Origin of the sequence: Ursidibacter arcticus, from assembly GCF_009761375.1 — a bacterium.
In the GTDB taxonomy this organism is placed as follows: Bacteria; Pseudomonadota; Gammaproteobacteria; order Enterobacterales; family Pasteurellaceae; genus Ursidibacter; species Ursidibacter arcticus.
This window is the reverse complement of record NZ_LEKM01000175.1, coordinates 1-672: the sequence shown is the minus strand read 5'-3', so window position 1 is coordinate 672 and position 672 is coordinate 1. Positions and strand designations below refer to the sequence as shown.

Genomic DNA, 672 nt, shown 5'->3' with positions numbered 1-672 from the left:
CGTTGTAAGTCCGCTTTTAAAGTATCAAGGCGAGCAATTAACGCATTAAGCTGACGCACTTCACGCGGTTCAGGTAGCCATTGGGTGAGCTTGTCTCGCAGGCTCAACGCAATACCGAATTGAGCAAGCCCAACGGCATCGCATTTGTCGGTTTTATGCAGGTTTCCTGAACTAATAAATTTATGGCTATCCGCAGGGTTCACAAGGCTAATAAACAAGCCGTGGTCTGCTAAAAAATAAGCCAAATTACGGTGGTAAACGCCTGTTGATTCGATGATGATACGAAGTTCTGACAGGTTTTTATCCACATTTTTATTAAGCCAATCAAGCAATAACGTGAAGCCTTTTAAATCGTTATTGAAGACTTTGTTTTGGCGTTTACGGCTGTTGATGTTGTTGAATAAAGCTAAATCAAGTTTACGTTTAGAAACATCAATGCCTAAGTAACTGTAATTCATCATTTTTCTACCCTTGTAAATGCAGTGTCATTGCGTTGCAAGCACTAATATACCATTCAGATTGGTGATGAGTTAAGCATAACCGTTTTTTCTACAAACCAGTGTCTAAGCACTCAGGGACGCCACAATTTACGGTTATGCTTGGTGGTAAAATAATACGTTTTTATTTTACCAATTTACAGTTGAGTAAGATACAAGGGACGCCACGCTGGCG

1 protein-coding gene is annotated in these 672 nt (G+C 40.3%); it reads right to left on the bottom strand.

The features are described from left to right. Nucleotides 1–461, bottom strand: a 461-nt coding sequence (locus A1D25_RS07805) for an IS110 family transposase (RefSeq protein ID WP_157395128.1), incomplete at its 3' end; no start/stop codon positions are given. Between the last annotated feature and the right edge of the window lie 211 nt (nt 462–672).